The organism is Caulobacter sp. GW821-FHT09B11, assembly GCF_059418205.1.
In genome coordinates this window covers 164209-189387 of the sequence record NZ_JBWKPK010000002.1, presented here as the reverse complement: position 1 = coordinate 189387, position 25179 = coordinate 164209, and the positions used below count along the sequence as shown (strand labels likewise).

Below are 25179 nucleotides of genomic sequence, written 5' to 3'. Positions count from 1 at the left end.
TCCCGGAGGGAGGTCGGGTGAGGGGTCTCTCAAACATGAAACGCCGCGACAGCCGATCAGCCGTCGCGGCGTTTTTCGTGGGTGCGACCCCTCATCCGTCGACTTCGTCGACACCTTCTCCCGCAAGGGGAGAAGGAAAACGCCAAGCAACCTCCCCCTGTGGGGGAGGTGATCGCGAAGCGATCGGTGGGGGGGAGCGACCGGGAAAACGGCCAAGGCACAGGACGCTGAAAACGGCCCCCCGCCGGCCTTCGGCCGCCTCCCCCGGAGGGGGAGGTTTCTACCGCCGCCGGCTCAATCCCCCCAGCAGCCCGCGCATGATCTCCCGGCCCGCCTGGGACGCCACCGTGCGGATCAGCGACTTGGCGAAGGTCTCGGCCATGCCCTGGCGGTTCGACGCGCGCGGTCGCGAAGCCCGCGCATCCTCGCGTTCCTCCTTCGCCCGTTCGCGCTCGCGCACCTTCTCCTCGGCAGCCCGCTGGCGTTCGGCCTCGGCCGCGTCCTCTGCGGCGGCGGCGTCCTTCTGGGCCTGGGCGGCGCGGCCCTGCAGGGTCTCGTAGGCCGAGGCGCGGTCCTGCACCTGGTCGTAGAGGCCGGCCACCGGGCTCTTGGCGACGGCGGCGGCGCGCTCCTCCGGCGTCAGCGGCCCCAGGCGCGAGGCCGGCGGGCGGATCAGGGTCTTCTGCACCACGGTGGGCGCGCCCTTGGCGTCGAGCACCGAGATCAGGGCCTCGCCCACGCCCAGGGCCTGGATGGTCTCGGCGGTGTCGAAGGCCGGATTGACCCGGAACGACTGCGCCGCCGCCTTCAGCCCCTTCTGGTCGGCCGGGGTGTAGGCGCGCAGGGCGTGCTGCACCCGGGCGCCCAGCTGGCCCAGCACCGCGTCGGGAATGTCGGCCGGGTTCTGGGTGACGAAATAGATGCCCACGCCCTTGGAGCGGATCAGTCGCACCACCTGCTCGATCTTCTCGATCAGCGGCTTGGGCGCGTCGTTGAAGAGGAGGTGCGCCTCGTCGAAGAAGAAGACGAGCTTGGGCTTCTCCGGATCGCCCACCTCGGGTAGCTCCTCGAACAGCTCCGACAACAGCCACAGCAGGAAGGTCGAATATAGCTTGGGCGACTGGATCAGCTTGTCGGCCGCCAGGATGTTGACGTAGCCGCGACCCGTGACGTCGATGCGCATGATGTCGGACAGCTTCAGGGCCGGCTCGCCGAAGAAGTGCTCGGCGCCCTGGGTCTGAAGGGTCAAGAGCTTGCGCTGGATCGCGCCCACCGTGGCCGGCGACACATTCCCATACTGCGTGCCGATGTCGGCGGCGTGGTCGGCCACGTATTTCAGCGCCGCCTGAAGATCCTTCAGGTCCAGCAGCAGCAGGCCGTCCTTGTCGGCGACGTGGAAGGTGATGGTCAGCACCCCTTCCTGCACGTCGTTGAGTTCCAAGAGCCGCGACAGCAGCACCGGACCCATCTCCGAGATGGTCGTGCGGATCGGGTGACCCTTCTCGCCGAACAGGTCCCAGAAGATGGTCGGGGGCGCGCCGGGGGCCAGCGCGATGTCCATCGAGGCGGCGCGGGCCAGCATCTTCTCGTTGGGCGTGCCCGGCGCGGCGACGCCCGAGAGGTCGCCCTTCACGTCGGCGGCGAACACCGGCACCCCGGCGTCGGCGAAGGCCTGGGCCATGATCTGCAGGGTCACCGTCTTGCCGGTGCCCGTCGCGCCGGCCACCACGCCGTGGCGGTTGGAGCGGTCCAGCCGCTGCGTCACGGGCCCTTCGCCGAGTCCGATAAGGATCTCGCCGTCGCCGATCTCCAGGGTCATGCGCAACTTCCCTACATGATTGAGGCTTAAGCCTAGCTCTAAGCCTTGTCCTTCGCCATTCCGGCTGAACAATGGTCCCCAAGACTTACGTCAAAAGAGATTCCCGTCGATGACGACCGTCACGCCCTCGATCACCAGCCGCAACGCCGTCGTCTTCCTGGCGGTGGTCGCCGCCGGCGCCGCCATGTACTTCATGCGCGACATCCTCACCCCGCTGGCCCTGGCCGCCTTCCTGGCGGTGATGATCGACAGCTTCGCCCGGGTGCTGAGCAACCGGGTGCCGAAGTTCCCGCAGCGCCTGGCCCTGCCGATGGCGATCCTGCTGTCGCTGCTGCTGTTCGGCGGCTCGGTGTGGATCGTGGTCGACAACGGCGCCGAGTTCGTCGGTCAGGCCAAGGCCTACGCCCCGCGCCTCAACGAGGTGATCGCCAAGGTCACGGGCCTTGTGGGCATGCGGGTGCCGCCGACGATCGACGACCTGATCGCCCAGCTCAATCCGCAGCAATATGTCGGGACCATCGCCCAGAGCCTGCAGAACTTCGCCTCCAACGCCGTTCTGGTGCTGATCTATCTGGGCTTCATCGTCGCCTCGCGCCGGGGTTTCTCGCGCAAGATCGTCGCCCTGTTCCCGCACCACGCCGAGCGCGACCGCTCGGTGGCCCTGTTCCAGCGCATCCGCAACGGGGTGGAGCAGTACCTGTGGATCCAGACCGTCACCGGCCTGATCATCGCCGTCGGCGCCTGGGCGGTGATGGCCCTGGTCGGGCTCGACAACGCCTTCTTCTGGGCCTTCCTGATCTTCATCGCCAGCTACATCCCGATCCTGGGCGGGGCCGTCGGCTGCATCCTGCCGCCGCTGTTCGCCCTGGTGCAGTTCCCCCACACCCTGCTGCCGGCCATCATCCTGGCCGCCGCCCTGCAGGTGATCTACTTCGTGGTCGGCAACGTCGTGCTGCCGCGCATGCAGGGCGACAGCCTGAACATGGACCCGACGGTGGTGCTGCTGTCGCTGGCCGTCTGGGGCGCGCTGTGGGGCGTCACCGGCATGTTCCTGTCCACGCCGCTGACGGTGGCGGTGATGCTGATCCTGGCCCAGTTCGACGGCACCCGCTGGATCGCCATCCTGCTGTCGGAAGATGGCGATCCCAGCGGCGAGAAAGCCGTCGCGCACGGCCCGGCGGGCGTGGCCAAACAGGGTTCCGCGAGAAAAAAGCCAAGTTTGAAAAAAGGGGCTTAAATTCCGAAAGGGCGCGCCTATCTAAGTCTCGTACCGGGAGCCCCCACCCCGGTCCCGCGCGACGCCAGCCTGCTTTACCTGGCGCGTCGTAAGCGGAAACAGCCCGCCGCTCCCCCCAAGGCGGGCCTGCGCCGCCGGTCTCCCCCCACCGGCGGCGCTTCCGTTTCCGGACGGCGTTTCCGAACAATCAACGGTCATCCGGCTCGGCTAGAAATGTGGGTGGCGCATCCTTCGGAATTTGGCAGTTTAGGCAAAATATTGTTCGGTTCTCAGGCGTGTGTGTTGAACGCGCGTGGGAAAGGGCTAGGTTGTCGCCAAAAATTCGCGAGGAAATACCCATGGTCGGCGAAAATGACCGCAAGGCGAACCAGCAGGCGTCCAACGCTCTGAGCGCGGCCCTCGCCGCGGCGCTGGGCGGATCGCTTTCCCCGCCCCAGGCCCAGTTCGCGGCCCTGGCGTCGGAAGACTGGTCGGCCGAGGAACTGCCCGGCGTCGGACCCGCCGAAGTGGCCGCCGGTCTCGCCGAACTCTGGCGCTTCGCCGAATCCGCCGCCGACCAGCCCCTGGCCCTGCGCGTCCGCGCGGCCGAAGGCGGCGACGTGCTCGAGATCGTCCAGCCCGACCGTCCCTTCCTCGTCGACAGCATCATGGGCGCCATCGCCGAGACCGGCTTCTCGGTGCGCGCCATGTTCCACCCGATGGTCGAACTGGCCGGCCAGCGCCGCTCGCTGATCCAGGTCTGGCTGGAGCCCGTCGGCCAGGACCGCGAGCAGGCCCTGCTGACCGCCGTCCGCGACGCCCTGGGCGACGCCCACCTGGCCGTCGACGACTTCGACGCCATGCGCGCCCTGATGCGCCGCACGATCGACGAACTGCGCGGCGCCGGCGTCGACCTCCCCGCCGACGAGCGTAACGAGGGCCTGGCCTTCCTCGACTGGCTGGAGGGCGACCACTTCGTGTTCCTGGGCGCGCGGGTCTACGACTATCCCCGCACCGCCGACGGCGGCTACGCGGCCGAGGAGCCGCTGTACCAGCCGGAAGGCAGCCTCGGCGTCCTGCGCGACCAGACCCGCACCGTCCTGCGCCGCGAAAGCGAGCCGGCGATCCTGTCGCCCCAGGTCCGCGACCACCTGCTGCTCGGCGCGCCGCTGGTCGTGGCCAAGTCGAACCTGCGCTCCAAGGTCCATCGCCGCGGCTACATGGACTATGTCGGCATCCGCCGCTACGGCCCCGACGGCAAGCCCTCGGGCGAGGTCCGGTTCGTGGGCCTGTTCACCGCCGAGGCCTACGAGACCCCCGCCCACGAGGTGCCGCTGATCCGCCGCAAGGTCGAGCATGTGCTCGATCAGGCCGGCAAGGATCCCGACAGCCACAACGGCAAGCGGCTGCGCAACATCCTCGAGACCTGGCCGCGCGACGAGCTGTTCCAGATCGAGGAGGGCGACCTGCTCTCCATGGCGCTCGGCGTGCTGCACCTCTACGACCGCCCGCGCGTGCGCCTGTTCACTCGCCGCGACCCCTTCGACCGCTTCATCTCGGCCCTGCTGTTCGTCCCGCGCGAGCGCTATGACTCCGGCGTGCGCCAACGGGCCGGCGAGCTGCTCAGCCAGGCCTTCGACGGCCGCGTCTCGGCCTATTATCCCAGCTTCTCCGACGCCCCCCTGGCGCGCGTGCACTACATCCTCGGCGTCAAGCCGGGCCAGCACGGCGATCCGGACCTGGCGGCGCTGGAAGCGGCCATCGCCGAGACCACCCGCACCTGGGACGACCGCTTCGAGGCCATCGTCCGCGAGCGCGGCGCCACCCGTCCGGTGGTCGACACCCTCTCGCGCTGGGCCGGCGCCTTCCCGCCCGGCTATCGCGACCAGTACGACGCCCCCGAGGCCCTGGCCGACATCGCCGTCGTCGACGACCTGAAGTCCGGCGAGGCCGTGCGCGTGCGCGCCTTCCGCCGCGAGGGCGACGACGCCCTGACCTTCCGCTTCAAGCTCTATCGCCCCGGCGCGGCGGCCCCCCTGGCCGACGTGCTGCCGATCCTCGAGCACATGGGCCTGAAAGCCCTGATCGAGGACGGCTTCAAGCTGAAGCCGATCATCGACGGCCTCAGCTCGCCGACCTGGGTGCATGAGTTCGTGCTGCGCGACGAACAGGGCGAGCACCTGGCTTTCGCCGACGTGAAGGGCGCCTTCGAGGCCGCCTTCGTCGCCATCTGGACCGGCCGCGCCGAGAGCGACGGCTTCAACCGCCTGGTGCTGGAGCTGGGCGTCGACTGGCGCGAGGCCGCCCTGGTCCGCGCCCTGGCCCGCTACCGCCAGCAGACGGGCCTGGATCCGTCGCAGGCTGTGCAAGAAGCCGCCCTGGCCGACAATCCGGGCGTCGCCCGCCTGATCCTGGATCTCTTCCGCATCAAGTTCGACCCGGCCATCGCCGCCGACCTGGAAGCCCGCAAGGAACAGGCCGTCGCGGTCGCCGACAAGATCACCGAGGCCCTGCAGGCGGTCGAAAGCCTCGACGCCGACCGGGCCCTGCGCCGCATCGCCGCCCTGGTCGGCGCGATCCAGCGCACCAACTTCTACCAGCTGGGCGAGGACGGCGCGCCCAAGCCGCACATCAGCTTCAAGATCGCCTCGCGCGAACTGGCCGACCTGCCCGCGCCCAAGCCCTATCGCGAGATCTACGTCTCGGCCCCGCATGTCGAGGGCGTGCACCTGCGCTTCGGCCCCGTCGCCCGCGGCGGCCTGCGCTGGTCCGACCGCCGCGACGACTTCCGCACCGAAGTCCTGGGTCTGGTGAAGGCCCAGCAGGTCAAGAACGCCGTCATCGTGCCGGTCGGCTCCAAGGGCGGCTTCTATCCCAAGCAGCTGCCGCGCGGCGGCGACCGCGACGCCATCCAGGCCGAGGCCATCCGCGCCTACAAGACCTTCCTGTTCGGCCTGCTCGACATCACCGACAACATCGACGCCGACAACAAGGTGATCGCCCCGGCCTCCGTGGTCGTCCACGACGGCGAGGATCCCTATCTGGTCGTCGCCGCCGACAAGGGCACGGCCACCTTCTCCGACATCGCCAACGGCGTGGCCGAGAGCTACGGGTTCTGGCTGGGCGACGCCTTCGCGTCGGGTGGGTCGGTGGGCTACGACCACAAGGTCATGGGCATCACCGCCCGCGGCGCCTGGGAAGCGGTCAAGCGCCACTTCCGCGAGCTGGGCAAGGACATCCAGACCCAGCCCTTCACCGTCGTGGGCGTCGGCGACATGTCGGGCGACGTGTTCGGCAACGGCATGCTGCTGTCCAAGCAGACCAGGCTGCTGGCCGCCTTCGACCATCGCCACATCTTCCTCGACCCCGATCCGGATCCCGCGACCTCGTGGGAAGAGCGCGACCGGATGTTCAAGCTGCCCCGCTCGTCCTGGGCCGACTATGACGCCGGCAAGCTCTCCAAGGGCGGGGCCATCGTGCCGCGGAACCAGAAGGAGATCCCGCTGTCGCCCGAGGTCCAGGCCATGCTGGATCTAAAGGCCGCCAGCGTCTCGCCGGCCGAGCTGATGACGGCGATCCTCAAGTCGCGCGCCGAGCTGCTCTATCTCGGCGGCATCGGCACCTATGTGAAGGCCAAGGGCGAGACCAACGCCGACGCCGGCGACAAGGCCAACGACGCCATTCGCGTCAACGGCTCGGACCTGCGGGTCAAGGTGGTGGGCGAGGGCGCAAACCTGGGTCTCACCCAGGCGGGCCGCATCGAGTTCGCGCAGGCCGCCGGCCATCTCAACACCGACGCCATCGACAACAGCGCCGGCGTCGACAGCTCCGACCACGAGGTCAACATCAAGATCCTCACGGGCCTGCTGGAGCGTTCGGGCGACCTTACCCGCCCCGACCGCAACACCCTGCTGGCCTCGATGACCGACGACGTCGCCCATCACGTGCTGGAGCATAACTACGACCAGACCCTGGCGCTGACCCTGCTGGAAAGCGACAGCGTCGAGGAGCTCGACTCCCACGCCCGCTTCATGAGCGAGCTGGAAGGTCGCGGCCGTCTCGACCGCAAGGTCGAGGGCCTGCCCGAGGCCGCCGTCCTGGCCGAACGCGCCCAGGCCAAGAAGGGCCTGACCCGTCCGGAGCTGGCCGTGCTGCTGGCCTACGGCAAGCTGGATCTGTTCGACGACATCATCGCCTCGCGCGCGCCGGACGATCCCTGGTTCCAGGCCACGCTGCACGGCTACTTCCCCAAGGCGCTGGGAGTCTATGCCGACGCCATGCAGAAGCACCGCCTGAAGCGCGAGATCATCGCCACGGTGGTCGGCAACCAGATGGTCAACATGTGCGGCCCGACCTTCCCGAGCCGCCTGAAGGCGGCCGCCGGCTGCGACGTCGAGGCCCTGGTGGTCGGCTTCGCCGCCGCCCGCGAGATCCTCGGGATCGACGCCCTGTGGGACCAGGTCTCGGCCCTCGACAACCAGGCCGGCGCCGACGGCCAGACGGCCCTCTACAAGGCCCTGGCCTATGCGCTGCGCAGCCTGACCTTCTGGCTGGCCCGCCGGGCCTTCCGCGACAAGTCGAGCGTCAAGCAGCTGGTCGAGGCCTACGGTCCGTCGGTCGCGGCCCTCAAGAGCCTGACCCCGACGATCCTGTCGGGCTTCGAGCAGAAGACCACGGCCAAGCGCGCCAAGGCCTATGTCGCCGACGGCGCGCCCCAGGCCCTGGCCGAAGCGGTCGCCGCCCTGCAGCCGACGACCACGGCCGCCGACCTCGTCGATATCGGCAATGCGTCGAGCTGGTCGGTCGAGAACGTCGCCCGCCTCTACCACCAGGTCGGCGCGGCGCTGGGCTTCGACCGCCTGCGCTGGGCGGCCGGCCAGTTCGTCGGCGGCGACAGCTTCGAGCGCCTCGCCGTCCGCCGCCTGATCGAGGACCTGCTGTTCGAACAGGCCGCCATCACCCAGGCGGTCCTCAAGTTCGCCGCCAACGCCCAGGCCGGCGATGACGAGTCCTCCGCCAAGGCCGCCGTCACCTCCTGGGCCGCCCTGCGCGCCGACCGCGTCAAGGCCGCCAAGCGCACGGTGGAAGACATCGAACAGGCCGGCGGCGGCTGGACCTTCGCCAAGCTCACCATCGCCAACGCGGCGCTGCGCGAGCTGTCGGTTCAGGGCTGACCGGCAGACGCCTCGGGAGCGCGGGCTCCCGAGGCGTCGCGGATCGTCAGATGGTGGTGAAGCCGCGCATCTGGCCCAGGTTGGTGATGAACGGGAAGGACGCCCCGGTTCCGACCGTCGGGTTGGGCGTGGCGTTCTCCTTGTCCAGGAAGTGGCAGATGCCGTTCGAGGCGGTCAGCACCCCGCCGGTGTTTGTCCCCTCCACCAGCAGCGGCGCGTTCGACGAGATGTGGCGGAACAGGTTGGCGCGAGCATAGCCGCTCGAGGCGCCGTACTTGCCCCGCGACACCAGGCCGTTGCCGACGCCGCCCGTCGCCCGATAGACGTGCAGGTCGATGTGGTTGTTGTCCGCGTCCTGGATCTCCAGCGCCGACATGCCGCCGCCGATCAGGAAACGCAGGACCATGTCGCACGCGGTGACGTTGGCGTTGCTCGACCCTGTCATCAGCAGCGCCGCCGAGCCGGCCGAGCCGGTGAGCTGGCGGAAGGCCAGCCGCATCTGCGCCATGTAGATGTTGGTGTTTTCCGCCAGGCTGACGCCCGACACGCCGCAGGCCAGGACCGCGCTGTAGGGACCCACGCACTCTTCGAGGAAGAGGTCGTATTCGCCCTCGCGGATGCTGTCGATCTCCAGCAGCCGGGTGGCGACGCCGTTGCCGACGACGCGCAGGCCGGTGAAGCCGCCGCCGACGTTCTGGGCCAGGGTCGAGCCGTAGGGAGAGCGGTGCTTCAGCACCGTGCCGGCGAAGGTCGGCACGATCGTCGTCCCGGCCACCGGCGCGCCGCCGGTATGCTCGGACGAGCGGCCCGAGCCCCTCAGGAAGACCCGGCTGTACTGGTTGTCGAGAGTGGAGCCGACGATCAGGGTCGGCATCGGCAGGTCGACGATCCCGCCGCCGCGCGTGGCCAGCTGGGCCATGACGGCGTTGAGGGCGGGAGCCGCGTCGGTGGTTCCATCCGACGGCACGCCGAAATCGACGCCCGCGATGGCGATGTTCTTGTAATCCATAAAATATCCAATGTTTTCGCACGCTCGGAAATTCGAGCGGGGTGGCGGGGCCACGGTCCTCAATGTCGCGCGCCACACCGTCGGAATCGGTCGCAACGCAGGGCGATCGCGATCTTCTTTTCCACCCAGGGCTGACGTCGCCCGCGAAGCCCGTCACCATCCCCCGGCAACAACCGGGGCAAGCGCCGCATGGCCGCCGACAAAGACCGCATCATCCTGCTCGACGCGCTGCGCGGCCTCGGCGTGCTGGGCATCCTGCTGTGCAACGCGCCCGACTTCGCCTTTCCGGGCGCGGTGGCCGAGAGCGTGCTGGACTGGCCGTTCGGGACGGGGGCCGACACCCTGTCGGTGTGGCTGGTCACCCAGTGGCTGTTCCAGCGCAAGTTCGTCACCCTGTTCTCGATGCTTTTCGGCATCTCGATGTTCCTGGTCGGCGGCGAGCGGGGGCGGGAGGGCGGCCGGGACGGGGATCGCCTGCTGCATCGCCGGCTGCTGTGGCTGCTGGCGTTCGGGATCGCCCACGGCTTCGCCATCTGGTGGGGCGACGTGCTGCTCAGCTACGCCCTGGCCGGCTTCGCCGTGGGCCAGGCGCGGTCGTGGTCGGCGCGGCGGCTGCTGGGCTGGGGCGTGGGCCTGTGGCTGGTGTTCGCCGTGCTGACGGGCCTGGCCATCGCCTGGGTCGGCGACACCGCCCAGACCTCGGTCGAGGCCGCGCGCGAGGCGACCCGCACCAGCCAGGCGATCGCGGCCTTTCGCGGCGATTTCCTGCAGTCCCTGGCGGCCAACGCCCATGAACGGTCGGACACCCTGCTGGCCGAGCCGATCATCTTCATGCTGACGACCAGCCTGATGATGATCGGCCTGGGCGCCTTCAAGACGGGCGTGTTCACCGGCGAGGCCTCCAAGCGCACCTACGGCGTGCTGATCGCCGTCGGCCTCCTGGCCCTGGCGGCGACCGGCTGGGCCTATTTCACCTTCGCGCTGGGCGGCATGGCCAAGCCGGTCCTGCACCTGGCCGAGGGCCTGCAGACCATCACCGCGCCGCTGACCACCCTGGCCTATGTCGGGCTGATGGCGCTGGCGGCGCGCTCGGCCGGTTTCTGGCGGAAGATCCCCGCCGTGCTGGCGCCGGTCGGCCAGATGGCCTTCACCAACTATCTCTCCCAGTCGCTGATCATGACCGCGATCTTCTATGGCGGACGCGGCCTTGGCCTCTACGCCCGCCTGGACCGCCCGGCCCTGGCGCTGATCGTCGTCGCCGTCTGGATCGTCCAGATCCTGTGGTCGCGGTGGTGGCTGGAGCGCTTCACCATGGGGCCGCTGGAATGGGTCTGGCGCCGGCTCTATCGCGGTCCCGCGCCGCTGCGGCGGGCGTAAGGTCCCTTACCCCTTTCCTCCCGTCATTCCCGCCCTTGTGGCGGGAACCCCTGGTTCCGCTCGCACGTGAAGTTCAAGCGGACTGCTTGGCAGTCCGCCCCTGTTGCCCCTGCGGCTGACAGAGGGTTTCCCGCCACAAGGGCGGGAATGACGGGTTGAAAAGTTGGGCGGGCCGGCGATTGTCAGGGGTGGTCGCAAGAAACCGCCGAGCGAACAGCGTGCGTCACATGTCTGTCGCCGCTCGCCGCTAACGCCGCTTCAAGACGCCGCGGGCGTCCCGTCGGGGAGTGCGTACAATGAAGATCGATCGTCGCGGGCTTCTGGCCCTGCTCGGCACGGGCGCGGCCACGCCGGTCGCCGCCGCCGCTCCCAAGCCCTTCGAGGGCGAGGTGAAGTTCCTGCACGGCCTGGCCTCGGGCGACCCGCTGGCGGACCGCGTCATCCTCTGGACCCGCGTCACAGCCGAAAGCGCGACCGCCCCGGTCGCCGTCCGCTGGGAAGTGGCGACCGATCCCGACTTCAAGACCCTCGTCGTCCAGGGCCGGACGCTCACCGACGCCGGCCGCGACTGGACCGTGAAGATCGACGCGACGGGCCTCAAGCCGGGCACGGACTATCACTACCGCTTCCGCGCCCTGAAGGCCGGCAAGCCGGTCGGCGAGGGGATCACGGGCGCGACCCGCACCCTGCCGCAGGGTTCGGTGCAGGACGTGGTCCTGGCCGTCACCTCGTGCTCGCTCTATCCGAACGGCTACTTCAACGCCTACGACGCCATCGCCAAGCTGCCCCGCGTCGACGCCGTGCTGCACCTGGGCGACTACATCTACGAGTATGGCGGCGGGCCCAAGGACTACGGCATGAACTCGCCGGTCGCCGCCCAGCGCCGGCCCGACCCGCCGCACGAGATCGTCAGCCTGTCGGACTATCGCCGCCGTCACGCCCTCTACAAGACCGACCCGATGCTGCAGGCCGCCCACGCCCGCGCGCCGTGGATCGTCGTCTGGGACGACCACGAGACCGCCAACGACAGCTGGGTCGGCGGGGCCGAGAACCACGATCCGGACAAGGGGGAGGGCGACTGGGCCGCCCGCAAGGCCGCCGCGCTCAAGGCCTATTACGAGTGGATGCCGATCCGCGAGCCGTCGGGCGGCGCCCTGCCCGAGGCCGCCTGGCGCCGCTTCCAGTTCGGCGACGTCGCCACCCTGCTGATGGTCGAGACCCGCCTGACCGCCCGCACCGAACAGCTGACCTACGAGCGCGACCTGCCCACGACCGCCGACGGCAAGCCCGACATCGCCGCCTTCGTCGCCAAGTGGAAGGACCCGTCCCGCCGGATGATGGGCGAGGGCCAGGAGCAGTGGCTGGCCCGCGAGGTCGACGCCTCGGTCAAGGCCGGCACGGCCTGGCAGGTGCTGGGCAACCAGGTGGTCATGGCCCGCGTCGCCCCGCCCAACCTCAAGGCCACGATGGGCGACGAAAAGTTCGGCGCCATGCTGGCGGCCCTGCCCGAATACGCCCGCGGCCGGGTGGCGGGGGGCGTGGCCATGTCGGCCTTCGACATCCCCTCCAACCTCGACGCCTGGGACGGCTATCCGGTCGATCGCCAGCGGGTCTACGACATCTTCAAGGCCAGCAAGGCGACCCCGATCGTCCTGGCCGGCGACAGCCACATGTTCTGGGCCAATGAGCTGTGGGACGACGCCGGCTCGACCCGCGTCGCCGCCGAGTTCGGGGCCACCTCGATCACCTCGCCCGGCTACGGCGACATCATGCCCGGCGCCCCGATCGGCGAGGCCTTCGTCCAGCGCAACAAGGAAGTGAAATACGCCCACCCCAGCGCCAAGGGCTTCGTCCTGCTGACGCTCGAAAAGGGCAAGGCCGTGGGCGAACTGGTGGCCGTCTCGACCATCCTGTCGACCGACTACACGACCAGCGTGCTGAAGACTTTCGTGGTGACCCCGGCCGACGGCGGCGGGGTCAAGGCGCTGGCGGAGGCGTAAGGGCAGGCGACCCTATCGACCCCTCTCTCTTCGAGAGAGGGAGGGGCCCGCGCCGAAGGCGTGGGAGGGTGAGAGGTTACAGCCTGCCAGAACGAAGCACGGAGAGGATCTCATCCGCCGTCCCGCTCGGGTCGCCGAGGACCCGTTCGTTGCGGATCCTCAGGACCAGATAGCCGAACAGTTCCAGCACTTGCGTGCGGCGCTCGTCGTGGTCCTCGCGCCCTTCATGCGAGGCGCCGTCCAGCTCGACGATCAGCTTGCCTCCTTCGCAGACGAAGTCGGCGAAGTAGCGATCGATCGGGACCTGACGCAGGAACCGGAACCCGCCCAGGCGACGATTGCGGACGAGCGCCCACAGTGTCTTTTCGGCGAGGGTCTGATCCCGGCGCAGGCGGCGGGCGTTCGCTGTCGCGTTCATGGCGGCAGCATCGGTGCGCGCCGTTGGGCGGTGCAACGGAAGGAATCGAGGTTTTCCGGCCAAGGGTGAAACCTCTCACCCTCCCACCGCTTCGCGGCGGGCCCCTCCCTCTCTCGAAGAGAGAGGGGTCTCTAAGCCGCGCCCCTACCGCCGCTCCAGCGCCAGGCGCAGCCCGAACGCGATGAACACCCCGCCGCTGATGCGGTCCAGCCACCGCACCACGGCCGCTTCGCGCAGCAGGCCGGCGAGGGGGGCGATGGCGGCGATCAGCAGGCCGGCCCAGGCCAGGCCCAGCAGCACGTGGATCCCGGCCAGCAGCGTGCCGAACACGCCGGGGTTGGCGCCCGTCGGGATGAACTGCGGCAGGAACGAGATGTAGAACACCCCGACCTTGGGATTGAGCAGGTTGGTGAACAGGCCGCGCCGGAACGAGTCCGCGATCCCGCCGCCGGTCGGCGACACCGCGCCCGGCTCGAAGCGGTCGCGGGGCCTCAGCAGCATCTTGACGCCCATCCACACCAGATAGGCCGCGCCCGCCCACTTCAGCGCCGTATAGGCCAGCTCGGACGCGGTCAGCAGCGCCCCGGCTCCGAAGGCCGCCGCCATGCCCCAGATCAGGCAGCCGGCGCCGATGCCCATGGCCGCCGCGGCCGCCCGGCGCGGGCCTTCCGTGGCGGCGCTGCGTAGCACCAGGGCCGTGTCGAGCCCCGGCGTGATGGTCAGCAGGGACGCGGCCAGGGTGAAGGCGACCAGGGCCTCAGGCGTGGTCATGGCCGTGGTCCTCTTCCCGCTCGACCAGCTGGCCGTTCTCCCAGACGCGATAGAAGCACGAGCGGAAGCCGACGTGGCAGGCCCCGCCGTCGCCCTGCGGGCGCACCTTGATCACCACGGCGTCCTGGTCGCAGTCGACGCGGACCTCGCTGACGATCTGCAGCTGGCCGCTGGTCTCGCCCTTCTTCCAGAGGCCGTTTCGCGAGCGGCTGAAATAGTGCGCCACGCCCGTCTCCAGGGTCAGCTTCAGGGCCTCGTCGTTCATCCAGGCCAGCATCAGGATCTCGCCGGTGTCGGCGTGCTGGGCGACGGCGGCCACCAGGCCGGCGGCGTCGAAGCGCGGGGCGAGCGCCGGGCCGCGTTCCAGGGCTTGCTTGTCGGGGGCGGCGGGGAACAGGGCGCTGGTCATCAAAGACATATGGCGCAACACCCCCGGTTTGGGCTAGCCTCCCGCATCCGGCGGGGGACGGGAAAAGACGGGACGATGGACCTCAAGTCCAGGATCAAGGGCGGCGTGGCGGCGTTGGACCGCTGGGCGCGGCCCTGGGCTGAACGCTCGAAGGCCAACGCGTGGGCCTACGAGTTCCTGTTGTTCGGCCTAAAGCAGGCCTGGGCCTGCCTGTTCGGCGGCCTGATGCTGGCCCTGCTGGTCGGCACCTTCCTGTTCTGGCCCAAGGACGCGCTCCTGGCCCGCTACGACTTCCTCGTCATCGCCTCGGTCGCCATCCAGGCCCTGCTGCTGGCCCTCAAGCTCGAACGCTGGGACGAGGCGGCGGTGATCCTGATCTTCCACCTGGTCGGCACGGCCATGGAGATCTTCAAGACCGCCCACGGCTCCTGGGTCTATCCCGAGGACAGCGTGCTGCGGATCGGCGGCGTGCCGCTGTTCACCGGCTTCATGTATGCCTGCGTCGGCAGCTACGTGGCCCGCGCCTGGCGACTGTTCGACTTCACCTTCGTGAAGTACCCGCCGTTCTGGAGCGCCCACATCCTGGCGGTGCTGATCTACGTCAACTTCTTCACCCACCACTACGTCACCGACATCCGCCTGGGCCTGTTCGCCCTGTCGGCCCTGCTCTTCGGGCGCAGCTGGATCGTCTACACCCCCGACCGCGCCGCGCGGCGCATGCCGCTGCTGCTGGGGCTGATGCTGGTGGCGCTGTTCATCTGGTTCGCCGAGAACCTGGGCACCTTCGCCGGGGCCTGGATCTATCCCAGCCAGGCCGCCGGCTGGCACATGGTCGGCGTCGAGAAGCTGGGGGCCTGGTACCTGCTGATGCTGATCAGCTTCGTCCTGGTCAGCCTGGTCCACCGCCCGCTCGACGCCTGCGTCGAGCGCCTGCGCGAGGGCATCCGCGCGGCGGCCTGAGGGGGCTCCGAGGCTCGCGCCGGACCGGAGAAATCCCGCCGGGATCGCCCGCTTCGTGCTATGGTGATCCATGCGCCGAAGAGCGCGCCAAGGGGTTCCGTTCGCGGCGACCTCGACCTGGTTCGGCGGCCCGCCGGTTTCATGCCGTTTTCGTTGATCGCCGCCGACGTCCGGCGCGCCGTCCTTTGGCCGGGACGTGCGTCGGCGCGCGCCTGGAGGACCCTCGATGTCCCGCTCCCCGCCGACCAAATCGCCGGCCAACCCGCCGACTGGGGGGCCCTCGCCGCGCCTGTCGCGCGACCTTCGCCTGCTCGCCCTGTCCGACGTCCTGCGGCGCTATGCGGCCCGCCTGCAGCCCGACCTCAACGCCGCGGGCCTGCTGGCGCATCGCGCCTTCGCGGCGGCGTTCGCCAGGCCGGTCGCGGCCTCCGCGACCGACGCCAAGGGCGCGATGGAGGCCGGACTGCGCGCCCACGTCGACAGCAGCCTGGCCGACCAGGCCGCCGAGGCGCCCCCGTCGAAACCTGCCTCGCCCCCTCCCGTCGGCTCTTCCGTCGTCAGCGGGCGCTCATGACCCCGCGCGACTCCCGCAAGGGCGCGCCGTTCGGGCGCCACGACTACGAGATCACCTATGGCTGGCGGGACGAGGCCCTCAGCGTCACCATCGGCGGCCAGCTGGCCACCCCGCCGGTGATCGGCGACATCTACACCCTGGGGTCGCCCGACGGCGGGATCGAGGACTTCACCGTCATGCAGATGACGCGTGAACGCGGACAGGGCTGGGTGGCCCGTTGCAGCGTCGCGGTTCGCCCGCCCCGCCCGGAGAACGCCGATGACTGAGGAAACCGACCGCATCCAGCGCGAGAACGAGTATCTCAAGCGTCGCAACGCCCAGCTCCAGGCCGAGGTCGGCGACCTGACGGCCGAGGTGGTGCGGCTGCAGCAGCGCCTGGGGGCGTTCGCCATCCGCGCCGCCGTCGCGCCCAACCCGCTGTCGGGCGGCCAATAGGATGGCGCTCTCGCCCGAGCAGGTGACGGCCCTGCGCAATCTCGCCCGCAAGAAGCAGGGCCACGATGTCGACTGGATCAACATCGCCGACGCCCGCGGCCTGACCGAGCTGGGCCTGGCCGAACGCGGCCGCACCGGCTGGATCATCACCGCCGCCGGCGAGGCCGAGCTCCTGGCCTACGAGCGAAGCTAGAATCCTTCTCCCCTTGCGGGAGAAGGTGTCATCCGAAGGATGACGGATGAGGGGTCTCTCAGACGCAAAACGCCGCGACAGCCGAACGGCCGTCGCGGCGTTTCTGTTCGTGCGACCCCTCACCCGACCCGCTTCGCGGGCCACCCTCTCCCGCAAGGGGAGAGGGAAGAGGTTACTTCCGCACCAGGTCCATGAACCGCTGCTGCAGGACCTTGTCGGTCTTGAACACGCCGCGGAACTGGGTGGTGATGGTCGAGACGTCGTGGTGGTGGACGCCGCGCGTCGACATGCACTGATGCTCGGCGTCGATCAGCACGGCCACGCCGGCCGCCGAGAGGTGGTCCTCGATGGCGTCGGCGACCTGCATGGTCATGGTTTCCTGGGTCTGCAGGCGCTTGGCGAAGATCTCGACCAGGCGCGCCAGCTTCGACAGGCCCACGACCTTGCCGGTGGGCATGTAGGCCACCCAGGCCTTGCCCAGGAACGGCGCCATGTGGTGCTCGCAGTGGCTCTGCACGTCGATGCCGCGCAGCATGACCATGTCGTCATAGCCCTGCACGTCCTCGAAGGTGCGCGACAGCTCCTTGGCCGGATCGCCCGTATAGCCGGCGAACCACTCGCCATAGGCGTCGACCACGCGCTGGGGCGTGTCGAGCAGCCCTTCGCGGTCGGGGTTGTCGCCGGCCCAGGCCAGCAGGGTCCGCACGGCGGCCATGGCCTCGTCTCGGCTGGGGCGCTGGGCGGGTTCAAGATCAAGACCGGCGTTGTCATCAGAGCCGATCAGGGTTCGCTCGCGGGTCAGTGCGTCCATGTTTTCGAAGGGGACTTTCCACGGGCTGAGTTGCGCCGGAGCGCCGTTCGCCCCGGAATTACGCGTGCCACCCGTTAAAGGGCGCGCCTCTCACGTCGCAAAGACATGGTTCGAAGGCGCGCTCCCCGCTATATGGGTCCGGTTTTTCGTTCCGACAACACCCTTCCGCTGCGTCAAGGCGACCGAGTTTTCATGACCATCAGGCTCTACGACACCATGGCGCGCGAGAAGCGCGACTTCGTTCCCGCCGATCGTGACCGGGTGACGATGTATGTCTGTGGGCCGACGGTCTACGGCTACGCCCACATCGGCAACTTCCGTCCGGTGGTGGCCTTCGACGTGCTGTTCCGCCTGCTGCGCCACGAATTCGGCGACGAGGCGGTGGTCTACGCCCGCAACGTCACCGACGTGGACGACAAGATCAACAAGAAGGCCGCCGACGAGGGCGTCGAGATCAAGGTCATCACCGACCGCTATCTCGCCGCCTATCACGAGGACGCGGATGCTCTCGGGGCCTTGCGCCCGACGCTGGAGCCCAAGGCCACCGACCACATCGACGCCATCGTCGAGATGATCGGCAAGCTGGTCGACAACGGCAGCGCCTACGCCGCTGAAGGCCACGTGCTGTTCGACACCCAGAGCTTCGCCGACTACGGCCAGCTTTCGGGCAGGCCGCTGGACGACATGATCGCCGGCGCCCGCGTCGAGGTCGCCCCCTACAAGCGCCACCCGGCCGACTTCGTGCTGTGGAAGCCGTCGAAGGAGAACGAGCCGGAGTGGGCCAGCCCCTGGGGCGCGGGCCGTCCGGGCTGGCACATCGAATGCTCGGCGATGATCGAAAAGCAGCTGGGCCTGCCGATCGACATCCACGCCGGCGGCATCGACCTGCAGTTCCCCCACCATGAGAACGAGGTGGCCCAGGGCCGCTGCGCCCACGGCCTGCCGACCTACGCCCGTTACTGGATGCACAACGGCTTCCTCGACATGGCCGGCGAGAAGATGTCCAAGAGCCTGGGCAACGTCATCATCCCGCACGAGCTGGTGAAGACCGTCCCGGGCGAGGCGGTGCGCTGGGCCCTGCTGTCGGCTCACTACCGCCAGCCGCTGGACTGGACGCCCGAGCTGGTCGAGCAATCGAAGAAGTCGCTGGACCGCCTCTACGGCGCCCTGCGCCGCGCCAAGGACGTCGTTCCCGACCAGGCCGTCGAGGCCCCGCAGGAGGTGATGGACGCCCTCTGCGACGACCTCAACACCCCGGCCGCCGTCGCCAAGCTGTTCGAGGTGTCGAGCGCCATCGAGAAGGCCGTCACCGCCGGCGACCTGACCGAGGTGGCCATCCACAAGTCGCGCCTGCTCGAGGCCGGCGCCCTGCTGGGCTTCCTGCAGGCCGATCCCGACGCCTGGTTCGAGGGCGACGCCTCCGACGACCTCAAGGCCAAGGTCGAAGACCTGCTGGCCCAGCGCGTCGCCGCCCGCGCCGCCAAGGACTGGACCGCCGCCGACGCCATCCGCGGCCAGCTCGACGCCCTGGGCGTCGTGGTCATGGACAGCCCGACCGGCGCGACCTGGCGGATGAAGGACTAAAATCCTTCTCCCCTTGCGGGAGAAGGTGTCGGCGTCAGCCGACGGATGAGGGGTCTCTCAAACGCGCCGCGACAGCCGATCAGCTGTCGCGGCGTTTCTGTTTCCCCTCCCCCGCCTGCGGGGGAGGGGGACCGCGAAGCGGTGGAGGGGGCGAGACTGGGCTCTGCGCTCCGTCCCTCGCCCCCTCCGTCACGGCGCTGATAGCGCCGCGCCACCTCCCCCGTTTCACGGGGGAGGAGTTATCTGGCCGTGCTGCCGCCCTTTTCCGGGTCCGGCGGCAGCCCCGTCTTCGGGTCGCGGGGCACGGGGGCGAAGCCTTCGGCGATGAACAGGTCGGTGCGCCGGGTGCGCTTGCGGTCGAGCCGCACACGGACGATCTCGTCGCCCGAGATCGCCTTGAAGTCCTGCCGGATCTTGGCCTTGTAGTCGCCCTCGAGGCTGGCGATCAGCGCGCGCCGGCCATAGGCCGTCGTCATCGGGGCCTCGGTCTCGGCCTGGTTCTGCGGATGGGCCTCGTGCACCCAGATGCGCAGCGGCGGGGCGCCGACCGTGCCCCAGTAGTCGCGGCCGTAATAGGCGGCCACGTTGAACAGGAAGCGGTCGTCGACGGCCACCGAGGTCAGGCGCTGGCCGGCCTGCTCCTCGCGGGCGCGGTTGATGATCGCCTGCACCGTCTGGTCCCAGCCGCGCACGCGCTTGAAGCTGTTGCCCAGGCCCATGGCGTCGGCGACGCGCGGATTGACCAGGCAGGTCAGGAACAGCGCGGCGAACACCCCTTGCAGGGCAAGACCCGCCGCCAGCCAGCGCTTGGCCTCCCAGCGCACCATCAAGCCGGCGACCAGCACCGAGCCGGCGACATAGGCCGCCGCCGCCCAGTTGGCGTTGGCGCGGCTGACGAAGGCCTGGCCGGCCACGGTCAGCAGCGGCGGCAGGGCGAAGCACAGCAGCAGCACGTCGGCCGGCTGCAGCCGCTTGCGGGCGGCCAGCACGATCCCGCCGCCGGCCAGCACGCCGAAGGGCAGGGGGCCGAACACTCCGAACTGCGAGCCGATGAACTCGACCAGCTCGCGCGGGTTGAACAGCGACTTGGCGCCCCAGTTGGCGTTGGCGGCGGTGTGCTCGACCGTGGCGAACTTGTGGGCGGCGTTCCAGATCAGGTTGGGCGCGAAGACGGCGATCAGCACGCCGAAGAACGCCAGGCCCATCGGCCACGTCCAGACCTTGCGGGCCTCTCGCGACAGCGCCAGGTGCGCGCCGATGCTGAACAGCACGTAGATGGCCGCGTACTTCGACAGGAAGGCCAGCCCCAGGGCCGCGCCCAGGCCGGCGGCGGTCAGCAGCCGCTCGCGCGGGGTCTTGGCCGCCGGCAGCGAGACATAGGCCCAGATGGTCAGGGCCAGGAAGAACAGCAGCGGCGCGTCGGTGCCGATCACGCCCGACGACAGCTGCACGCCCGGCATCAGGGCGTAGACGCCGGCGGCGGCCAGGCCGGTCCAGCCGCCGTAGAGGCGCCGGGCGATGCGGTGGACGACCAGGGTCGTGGCGCCGTGCAGCAGCGGGGCGCCCAGGCGCAGCCAGCCCTCCGCGTCGCCGCCGATCGTCGTGGTCAGCCAGATCACCCAGGCGATCATCGGCGGCTTGGAATAGTAGCCGAAATCGAGGGTCCGCGACCAAAGCCAGTACTGCGCCTCGTCGGGGTAGAGCTCGAGCGGCGTCGAAAAAATCGCCAGTACCCGGACGATCGTCAGCAGGGCGACGCCGATCAGGGTCAGGCGCCAGGCGCGGGCTGCGGAATCTTCGGCGGCGTAAGGGGACGCGGTCATGACGCGCTTCTTAGCGAAGTAAGGGAAATCTGACCAATTGTTCCGCAAGCCGCTGATCGATGTGGCAGATTCTGGGCCATCGTGGCCTTTCCGTCACCAAACCTTCTAAATGTTTCGCTACACCGCCAAAACGATGCGGTTCGATGCTCGTTTTTCCGAACTTGCGTCAAAGAATGAGGGGATCATTGGAATGAACACGAAAAAAATCGCCTGTCTGGCGTCGACCGCGCTGGTCGGCAGCCTGCTCGCCGCGACCGCCGCGATGGCTCAGTCGACCGGTACGACCGCCGTCGAAGAAGTCGTCGTCACCGCGACGTCCGGTCCGAAGACCCAAGGCGGCGCGATCGTCGCCGTCGACGCGCCGAAGTCGCGTTCGACCATCACCCAGGAATTCATCTCCGAGCAGGCTCCGGGCCAGACCGTCCTGGACGCCCTGAACATCCTGCCGGGCGTCAACTTCACCAGCAACGACGCCTTCGGTTCGTCGGGCGGCGACCTGACCCTGCGCGGTTTCGACTCGCAACGCATCGCCCTGCTGCAGGACGGCGTTCCGCTGAACGACAGCGGCAACTACGCCATCTATCCGAACCAGCAGCTCGACCCGGAACTGATCTCGAAGGTCGACGTCAACCTGGGCACCACCGACGTGGACAGCCCGACGGCCGCGGCCGCCGGCGGCACCGTCAACTACGTCACCCGCAAGCCCTCGAAGGATTTCGGCGTGAAGGCCGTGATCGCCGGCGGTTCGGAAAACTTCCGCCGCGGCTTCGTGGTGCTCGACACCGGTGAAGTCGGTCCGCTCGGCACCAGCGCCTGGATCAGCTACGCCGACGCCAAGAACGACATCTTCAACGGCCCCGGCTCGATCCACAAGAAGCAGTTCAACGCGCGCGTCTACCAGCCGCTGCGCGACAACGGCGACTTCGTCAGCCTGATCGCCAACTACAACAAGAACCGCAACACCTTCATCCGCCGCGTCTCGCTGGCCCAGTTCCAGCAGGACCTGAACGTCCCGTACGACGAGAACTGCGCCCGCGTCGCGCCGGTCGCCGGTTCGGCCCAGGTCGATATCTCCGCCTCCACCTGCTACCTGAACAACATCAACCCGTCGGACAACGGCAACATCCGTGGTCAGTCGCTGTTCCACCTCACCGACAACCTGATCCTGACGGTCGACCCGTCGTTCCAGTATGTCCTGGCCAACGGCGGCGGTCGCACCACCTTCACCGAAAACAACGTCCAGCTGCGCGGCAACTCGACCGCCGCCGGCGTCGACCTGAACGGTGACGGCGACATCCTGGATACCGTTCGCCTCTACTGGCCGAACACGACCAAGACCCGTCGTTACGGCGTGACCTCGTCGCTGATCTGGAAGCTGTCGAGCAACCAGAGCATCCGCGGCGCCTACACCTACGACTACGCCCGTCACCGCCAGACCGGCGAAGCCACCGCCTTCAACCTCGACGGCAGCGTGCCGGACGTGTTCGGCGGCAAGGACGGCTACGGCACCGCCATCAAGCTGCCGGACGGCACCATCCTGCGTCGTCGCGACCGCCTGTCGTTCGCCACCCTGAACCAGTTCTCGGTGGAATATCGCGGCCGTTTCGTCGACGACAAGCTGCTGCTGAACGTCGGCCTGCGCGCCCCGTTCTTCAAGCGTGAGCTGAACAACTTCTGCTATCAGGCCAACACCTCGACGGCCTACTGCACCACCCAGGCTCCGATCGAAATCGCCGGCACGAACGACGGCTCGGGCAAGACCCTGGTCCGCTTCGGCACCTCGACCACCCAGTACGGCCGTCCGCGTCAGTTCGAACGCAAGTATGACGACGTCCTGCCGAACGTCGGCGTCAGCTACCAGTTCACCGACGCCCAGTCGCTCTACGCCAGCTACGCCGAAACCCTGTCGGCGCCGCGTACGGACGACCTGTACGACCAGAAGCTGACCAGCCCGGAAGCGGAAACCGCCAAGGTCTACGACGTCGGCTACCGCTATCAGGCGGGTCCGGTCCTGGCGGCCGTGTCGGTCTGGTACAACGACTTCCAGAACCGCATCGAGCGCGCCTACGACGAAGACGCCTCGACCTCGTACTCGCTGAACGTCGGCGCCGTGAAGCTGAAGGGCATCGACGGTCAGGTCGGCTTCAAGCCGGTCGACTACTTCAGCGTCTATGGTTCGTTCTCGTACGTCGACTCCGAGCTGCAGTCGAACATCCCGAGCGGCGCCGGCACCTTCTACGCCACCAAGGGCAAGGAACTGCCGGTTTCGCCGAAGTACCAGAGCGCCGTCCGCGTCACCTGGAAGCCGACCGACATGCTCAACCTCTCGGTGCAGGGCAAGTTCGTCGGCGAACGCTGGACCAACCTCGAAAACACCGAGAAGGCCCCGCGCTACGCCGTGTGGAAGGCCAGCGCTCGCTACAAGTTCGACGACCTCGGCTGGCAGGGCGCCTACGCCCAGCTGAACGTCGACAACCTGTTCGACGAGAAGTACCTCGGTGCGATGTTCCTCAACATCAACGGCACCAACTCGTTCCAGCCCGGTTATCCGCGCGCTGTGACGCTCAGCCTGAGCGCCGAGTTCTAAGACCTCTCGCCCCGGCGAAAGGAAAGGGCGGCTCTTCGGAGCCGCCCTTTTTCTTTTGTCGCACCAATTTGCTAGAAGGCGCGCTTGACCCTTCGACCCCCAGGGGCCATCTGCGCCCCTCCCTCAATCCAGGTCCCCCAACCCTCGTTGACCAGGCTTTCGAAAATGACCCTCACCGTTCCCGCCGAGTGGGCTCCGCACCGCGCCATGTGGCTGGGTTTCCCGAGCCACGGCGAGCTCTGGCAGGAAGACCTCGAACTGGCCCAGCAGGAGGTCGCCGACCTCGCCCGCGCCCTGGCCGGCCCGGGCGGCGAACGCGTGCGCCTGATGGTCGTCGGCGACGAGGCCGAGGCCGCCGCCAAGGCCCTGCTCTCCGACACCAGCGTCGAGATCGTCCGCGGCCAGTTCGGCGACATCTGGCTGCGCGACACCGGCCCGATCTTCACCGCCGGCGGTGACGGCGCTTCGGCCGCCGGCTTCAAGTTCAACGGCTGGGGTGGCAAGTACGACCTGGAGGGCGACGACATCGTCGCCGAGCAGATCGCCGCCGCCTCGGGCGCGCCGCTGGTCCGCAACGACTTCATCCTCGAAGGCGGCGCCGTCGACCACGACGGCCTGGGCACCGTGCTGACCACCCGCCAGTGCGTGCTGAACGACAACCGCAACGAGGGCTGGGACGAAGCTTCCGCCACCTCGGCCCTGGCCGCGGCGCTCGGCGCCAAGAAGGTGCTGTGGCTGGGCGATGGCCTGCTCAACGACCACACCGACGGCCACGTCGACAACCTGGCCCGCTTCGTCGCGCCCGGCGTCGTCGCCTGCCCGATGGCCTTCGGCGCCGACGATCCCAACGCCGAGGTCTATGCCGAGACCGCCCGCCTGCTGGGTTCGATGACCGACAGCCGCGGCTCGCCGCTGCAGGTCGTGCGCATCCCCTCGCCGGGCAGGATCCTCGACGAGGACGGCGAGCCGATCCCGGCCTCGCACATGAACTTCCTGATCGCCAACGAGGCGGTGATCGTGCCGATCTACGCCGAAGAGTCCGGCGCCTTCGCCGTCGAGGTGATCAAGGGCCTGTTCCCCGAGCGCCAGGTCATCGGCCTGCCCTCGACCGCCATCCTGACGGGCGGCGGCTCGTTCCACTGTATCTCGCAGCAAGAACCCATGTAGTCCGATAACACAAATGGCGGAAACCCATGCGCTACAAGGGTTTCCGCCAGACAAAGGTAGAACGCCCTGCGAGCGCCGCTCGCATGTCCCGCCGCAAACCGGCGCGGCGAACCGGAACATTTAAAGAACATGTGATTTGCTACCGCCCAGGCGGGACCCTAGGAGTCCGCGCCCCAGCCGATGGCGGCTGGGTGAGGGAGACCGCCCATGGCGATCACGGGACCTCGGCCGGGCGATCAGGGCGACCTCGGCTGGAACGATGGGGTGAAGATCAAGTTTCGGCCGCCGGCGGCGCTCGGCGAGCTCTTGGTCGAGGCGATCTATAAGGAGTGGTCGTATGGCGTGCGCTGCGAGGCCTGCGACTGGACCGACCGTGTCTACAGCGATCGGCTGTTGCCGATGTTTGGCCGCTGGCCGTTCGCCTCGATGGGCGAGCTCTGGGCGCGGGCGAAGTGCCCGCGATGCGCCGAGGTCGGTCTCTTCGCCTACACAATGGGCGGCTACAGCGCCACGCCATCGCCCGACGAACAGAAGCTGACGACCTGGGAGGTCGGCGCTCAGCGCCTGCGGACCCGCGGCGCGGCCTATGGATGGGCGCCCGAGATCGCCGAGGCCTGGATCGAGGATATCGAGCGCTGGAAGGACGAGATGGGGATCGACCTCATCCGGTGGCAGCGCCAGGCCTGGTGGGCGGCGCGGCAGGCGGCCGGCGCGGACGGGTGATGCATGGCCGACATGGATCCGCGCACCGGCAAGCTGGCCTCGCTGCGGATCCTCTGCGCTTGCGGCTACCAGGTGTCCTGGCCCAGGGCGATGATCCGCCGGCGATGCGGCGATTGGATGCGGCCCTAC

At 68.9% G+C, this 25179-nt stretch carries 20 protein-coding genes; 13 read left to right on the top strand and 7 right to left on the bottom strand.

The window, feature by feature from the left end; all coding sequences use genetic code 11:
• Window positions 1–280: 280 nt before the first annotated feature.
• Window positions 281–1819: a helicase HerA-like C-terminal domain-containing protein gene (locus AC07N1_RS01910; RefSeq protein WP_487290121.1), complete on the bottom strand. Its 1539-nt coding sequence runs from the start codon at window positions 1817–1819 to the stop codon at window positions 281–283.
• Between the two features lie 109 nt (window positions 1820–1928).
• On the opposite strand from AC07N1_RS01910, the gene AC07N1_RS01905 reads away from it, so the two are divergent.
• Together AC07N1_RS01905 and AC07N1_RS01900 are read left to right on the top strand one after the other, a co-directional pair.
• Complete coding sequence (locus AC07N1_RS01905) at window positions 1929–3056, top strand: AI-2E family transporter (RefSeq protein ID WP_494670229.1); 1128 nt, start codon at window positions 1929–1931, stop codon at window positions 3054–3056.
• Between the two features lie 338 nt (window positions 3057–3394).
• Entirely contained in the window at window positions 3395–8209 is a 4815-nt protein-coding gene (locus AC07N1_RS01900; protein ID WP_494670228.1) for an NAD-glutamate dehydrogenase, read from the top strand.
• Between the two features lie 46 nt (window positions 8210–8255).
• Here AC07N1_RS01900 and AC07N1_RS01895 read toward each other — a convergent pair whose 3' ends face one another.
• Window positions 8256–9218, bottom strand: a complete 963-nt coding sequence (locus tag AC07N1_RS01895; protein ID WP_492856328.1) for a hypothetical protein — start codon at window positions 9216–9218, stop codon at window positions 8256–8258.
• A gap of 189 nt (window positions 9219–9407) precedes the next feature.
• Here AC07N1_RS01895 and AC07N1_RS01890 point away from each other — a divergent pair, with 189 nt between their 5' ends.
• Entirely contained in the window at window positions 9408–10595 is a 1188-nt protein-coding gene (locus tag AC07N1_RS01890) for a DUF418 domain-containing protein (protein WP_494670227.1), read from the top strand.
• Window positions 10596–10891: 296 nt separating this feature from the next.
• Window positions 10892–12595 (top strand): alkaline phosphatase D family protein, encoded by a 1704-nt coding sequence (locus tag AC07N1_RS01885; RefSeq protein WP_494670226.1) that lies wholly within the window; start codon window positions 10892–10894, stop codon window positions 12593–12595.
• Window positions 12596–12671: 76 nt separating this feature from the next.
• Here AC07N1_RS01885 and AC07N1_RS01880 read toward each other — a convergent pair whose 3' ends face one another.
• From AC07N1_RS01880 to hisI, 3 genes are all read right to left on the bottom strand, one after another.
• A complete protein-coding gene (locus tag AC07N1_RS01880; RefSeq protein WP_494670327.1) occupies window positions 12672–13013 on the bottom strand; it encodes an endonuclease domain-containing protein in 342 nt (113 codons plus the stop codon).
• Window positions 13014–13157: 144 nt separating this feature from the next.
• Window positions 13158–13784 carry a LysE family translocator gene (locus AC07N1_RS01875; protein ID WP_494670225.1) on the bottom strand — a complete coding sequence of 209 codons (627 nt, stop codon included), beginning with the start codon at window positions 13782–13784 and terminating at the stop codon, window positions 13158–13160.
• Complete coding sequence (hisI, locus tag AC07N1_RS01870; protein ID WP_494670326.1) at window positions 13771–14193, bottom strand: phosphoribosyl-AMP cyclohydrolase; 423 nt, start codon at window positions 14191–14193, stop codon at window positions 13771–13773. The genes AC07N1_RS01875 and hisI overlap by 14 nt, the downstream gene beginning before the upstream one ends.
• A 75-nt stretch (window positions 14194–14268) precedes the next feature.
• Here hisI and AC07N1_RS01865 point away from each other — a divergent pair, with 75 nt between their 5' ends.
• The 5 genes from AC07N1_RS01865 (at window position 14269) to AC07N1_RS01845 (ending at window position 16355) form a co-directional block, all read left to right on the top strand.
• Window positions 14269–15153 (top strand): DUF817 domain-containing protein, encoded by an 885-nt coding sequence (locus AC07N1_RS01865; protein ID WP_494670224.1) that lies wholly within the window; start codon window positions 14269–14271, stop codon window positions 15151–15153.
• Window positions 15154–15379: 226 nt separating this feature from the next.
• Window positions 15380–15727 (top strand): hypothetical protein, encoded by a 348-nt coding sequence (locus AC07N1_RS01860; protein ID WP_494670223.1) that lies wholly within the window; start codon window positions 15380–15382, stop codon window positions 15725–15727.
• Complete coding sequence (locus AC07N1_RS01855) at window positions 15724–15993, top strand: hypothetical protein (protein ID WP_494670222.1); 270 nt, start codon at window positions 15724–15726, stop codon at window positions 15991–15993. The genes AC07N1_RS01860 and AC07N1_RS01855 overlap by 4 nt, the downstream gene beginning before the upstream one ends.
• A complete protein-coding gene (locus tag AC07N1_RS01850; RefSeq protein WP_494670221.1) occupies window positions 15986–16162 on the top strand; it encodes a hypothetical protein in 177 nt (58 codons plus the stop codon). The genes AC07N1_RS01855 and AC07N1_RS01850 overlap by 8 nt, the downstream gene beginning before the upstream one ends.
• Before the next feature lies 1 nt (window position 16163).
• Window positions 16164–16355, top strand: a complete 192-nt coding sequence (locus tag AC07N1_RS01845; RefSeq protein ID WP_494670220.1) for a hypothetical protein — start codon at window positions 16164–16166, stop codon at window positions 16353–16355.
• Window positions 16356–16527: 172 nt separating this feature from the next.
• Here AC07N1_RS01845 and folE read toward each other — a convergent pair whose 3' ends face one another.
• Window positions 16528–17166, bottom strand: a complete 639-nt coding sequence (gene folE / locus AC07N1_RS01840; RefSeq protein WP_494670219.1) for a GTP cyclohydrolase I FolE — start codon at window positions 17164–17166, stop codon at window positions 16528–16530.
• Window positions 17167–17358: 192 nt separating this feature from the next.
• On the opposite strand from folE, the gene cysS reads away from it, so the two are divergent.
• Window positions 17359–18750 (top strand): cysteine--tRNA ligase, encoded by a 1392-nt coding sequence (gene cysS, locus AC07N1_RS01835; RefSeq protein ID WP_494670218.1) that lies wholly within the window; start codon window positions 17359–17361, stop codon window positions 18748–18750.
• 239 nt (window positions 18751–18989) lie between these two features.
• Here cysS and AC07N1_RS01830 read toward each other — a convergent pair whose 3' ends face one another.
• Entirely contained in the window at window positions 18990–20573 is a 1584-nt protein-coding gene (locus AC07N1_RS01830) for an ArnT family glycosyltransferase (protein ID WP_494670217.1), read from the bottom strand.
• A 190-nt stretch (window positions 20574–20763) separates the two neighbouring features.
• Here AC07N1_RS01830 and AC07N1_RS01825 point away from each other — a divergent pair, with 190 nt between their 5' ends.
• The 3 genes from AC07N1_RS01825 (at window position 20764) to AC07N1_RS01815 (ending at window position 25050) form a co-directional block, all read left to right on the top strand.
• Entirely contained in the window at window positions 20764–23160 is a 2397-nt protein-coding gene (locus AC07N1_RS01825; RefSeq protein ID WP_494670216.1) for a TonB-dependent receptor, read from the top strand.
• Between the two features lie 165 nt (window positions 23161–23325).
• Window positions 23326–24327: an agmatine deiminase family protein gene (locus tag AC07N1_RS01820; protein ID WP_494670215.1), complete on the top strand. Its 1002-nt coding sequence runs from the start codon at window positions 23326–23328 to the stop codon at window positions 24325–24327.
• A gap of 207 nt (window positions 24328–24534) precedes the next feature.
• Complete coding sequence (locus AC07N1_RS01815) at window positions 24535–25050, top strand: hypothetical protein (RefSeq protein WP_494670214.1); 516 nt, start codon at window positions 24535–24537, stop codon at window positions 25048–25050.
• Window positions 25051–25179: the final 129 nt, after the last annotated feature.